Raw genomic sequence first — 2,809 nt, 5'->3', positions numbered from 1 at the left:
GTTACTTTGTTTACGCATAAAGTCATAGGTTTTATTAAGTTATTTCTTTCATTTACAAATTTAATAATTCTCTTGGCTTTATGCTATTTTGCTAGCACATTACAAACATAGGAACTAAGAATGAAAACAGCATATTCTTCATCCTTCGTTCTTCATTCTTCATTTATAATTGTTCCGTTGCATACCTTCTGCTGGCCTTCCACAATGATGCGGTCGCCGGCATTCAGCCCGGAAGTGACAATGACCCCGTTTCCGGAAAAATCGCCGCAGGCAATCACCCGCTTTTCTGCAACACCTTGATTGTCTACCCATACGAACGAACAGTTCTGTTCATCAAGTTGCACGATACGTGCCGGTATCACCACCTGTGCTCCTGCGTTTCCACCCGCCAGACTGACTTCTGCTACCATGCCCGGCATCAGAGAACCATCTGTATCCGTCACATCCAGCTTCACTTCGTAAGAGCGCGACATCGGATTGGCAACAATGCCTTTCTCGCTCACCACACTTGCGAACACCTTATCTCCCAGCGCAGGCACTTTGATGACCGCCTGCTGGCGCAAGGCGATGCTGCCTATCTCGGCTTCGGGCACCGCTATCTTCACTTTCAGCTGGCTCACTCCCACCAACTTACCCACTGCCATGCCGGGCACTACGTTCTGCCCTACCTCTACCGACTTATCAGCTATCACACCGCTAAAGGGTGCGTACAGCTTACAGTCCTTCAAGTTCTTCTGCGCCATTTCTTCCATCGAGCGTGCCTGCTGGAGTTTGCTCTGCACCTCTACCCACTGTATCTCGGGCAAACTGCCTTTGTCGTGCAGTTCTTTCATACGCCGATAGGCATCTTCCGCCTGCACCAGCGTGGCTTTTGCCGCATCATAACTGCTCTGCATCGACGTTGGGTCTACCGAAGCCAGAAGCTGCCCCTTCCCTATCCGGTCACCCAACCGGAAATGAACAGCCTCTACCGTTCCCATTACCGGAAAGCTGAGCGGCGTGCCTGCCGTTTCTTCTACCGTACCCGAAAAGCAACGCGTGCCTTCAATCGCCGCCGGAGCGACCTGCATTGTTTTTACCTTAACCACATCTTGCGTCTTCTGCTGTTCTTCCTGACCGCATCCTGCAAGCAAGAGTACAGCGGCGCACACCGGCAAAATAACCTTTTTGTCCATAGTTACTGTTTTAAAATTCTGCGCAAAGGAAACAAGTTTAGTCCAAATTACATGGCTTTATTTTCCTTGATAAATGTTCTATTTTCCAACAATACAGCCAAATAAGACAAACAGAACAGTCTTCAAGAGATTGGAATCAGGTCTTTTCAAAAAATAATGACTTATTTTGCCACAGCAAACAAAAGAAAATAAGAACATGGATATCACACAAGGAAATCTGAACACAGTAGCGAAAGAACACATCGCTACCTATTGCGACAACCGGCTCGCCCTTATCGATGACTTACATACATTAGGCCAAACCAATGCCGTCAGAGTAGAATTCATCATAGCTGCCCTCTGCATCAAAGGGAGAGCCTCGCTCTACATCAACGGCGAAGCCTATACGATGAACGAATACGACCTGCTCATCTGCCACCCCAACATCATATTGGAAAAAAGTATGGTCAGTGCAGACGTACAGTTCCGCTGCATCTGCATGTCGCCAGAATACATCAGCCAGCTTGCAGTAATTTCGAACAACAGCTGGGATATCCTGAAATACCTGGAACAGAACCCCATCCTCACGCTAAAACCCGAAGAAGCCAACATGTTTCGCCAGTATTATGACTTGCTCCGTTCGAAACTGACGGGCATTCCGCTACGCCATCAAAAAGAAATCGTCGACTCACTGATACAAGCATTCCTTTACGAATTTCATGACGCCATGGAACGCTTCGGGAAATTCGCAACGCCTACCTATTCTTCCAGCGAACGGCTGTTCAAAGAGTTCCTGCACCTGCTTGTCTCATCGTATCCCAAACCGCGGATGGTAGCGGTTTATGCCGACAAGCTGCACGTCACGCCCAAATACCTCTCTGCCGTATGCAAGGAGATATCCGGAGAAACCGCTTCCGACATCATCAACCAATACGTCATCAAAGACGTGCTCTATCTGCTGAAGAAATCGGAAAAAAGCATCAAGGAAATCGTCAACGAGCTGGACTTCCCCAACATGTCTTTCTTCGGGAAATACGTAAAGCGCTATACCGGCTCTTCGCCCAAGCAATACCGGAAACAATTAGCGGAAAAAGAAACGGAATAGAATGCGGAAAAGAAAGAAGACTAACACACTTATAAGCAAACACATCCGCATTCATTTCAGGCACCAATTAAGTTTCACATAAGTTTAGATATACTGAAACTATAGTTTCATCTACTTAAAACTTTAGTTTAGATGTACTGAAACTGTAGTTTCAGTACATCTAAACCTGTTACGAACTATTAACCGTCTTTGCCAACATGCTTATCAAGAAAGAAATGTCACATCAATAGAGTTTATGTAATTTAGATTTGTTATATATCGCGCATACGCGTACCTTTGCAACATGAATTACCACGACCATAAAGACAACAGCAAAAGTTTCCGTGCCTTGACGGGAGTTAGCCATGAACAGTTTTGTGCGCTTCTCCCTTATTTCAAGGCTGCGCATGAGGACTATTTGTCCGAGTATGAAATGACCGGGGAACGCCGTTGCGGAAAACGCCGCAGTCCTTCCATCTACAAGAACAGCCCCCTTCCCAGCATATCCGACCGCCTGTTCTTCATTTTGGTTTATTTGAAAAACAACCCGTTGCAGGAATATCATGCGGCC

At 46.5% G+C, this 2,809-nt stretch carries 2 protein-coding genes and 1 pseudogene; 2 read left to right on the top strand and 1 reads right to left on the bottom strand.

The annotated features are described in order from the left end of the window. Positions 1-152 precede the first annotated feature (152 nt). On the bottom strand, positions 153-1,175 hold the full coding sequence (locus tag B5F25_RS20735; protein ID WP_087251731.1) for an efflux RND transporter periplasmic adaptor subunit: 1,023 nt from the start codon (positions 1,173-1,175) through the stop codon (positions 153-155). Positions 1,176-1,371: 196 nt separating this feature from the next. Here B5F25_RS20735 and B5F25_RS20730 point away from each other — a divergent pair, with 196 nt between their 5' ends. Beyond that, positions 1,372-2,259 carry a helix-turn-helix domain-containing protein gene (locus tag B5F25_RS20730; RefSeq protein ID WP_087251730.1) on the top strand — a complete coding sequence of 296 codons (888 nt, stop codon included), beginning with the start codon at positions 1,372-1,374 and terminating at the stop codon, positions 2,257-2,259. 283 nt (positions 2,260-2,542) lie between these two features. Continuing rightward, positions 2,543-2,809: pseudogene (locus tag B5F25_RS20725) on the top strand (hypothetical protein); the annotation flags it as partial.

It is taken from the genome of Bacteroides sp. An19, assembly GCF_002160215.1.
Lineage (GTDB): Bacteria > Bacteroidota > Bacteroidia > Bacteroidales > Bacteroidaceae > Phocaeicola > Phocaeicola intestinalis.
Note: the sequence above shows the minus strand (reverse complement) of the source record. Positions and strands in the feature narration are given on the sequence as shown.

Excerpts from the sequence above, each read along its gene's own strand:
- B5F25_RS20735 (WP_087251731.1), bottom strand. The coding sequence starts at position 1,175 with ATGGACAAAAAGGTTATTTTGCCGGTGTGCGCCGCTGTACTCTTGCTT.
- B5F25_RS20730 (WP_087251730.1), top strand. The coding sequence starts at position 1,372 with ATGGATATCACACAAGGAAATCTGAACACAGTAGCGAAAGAACACATC.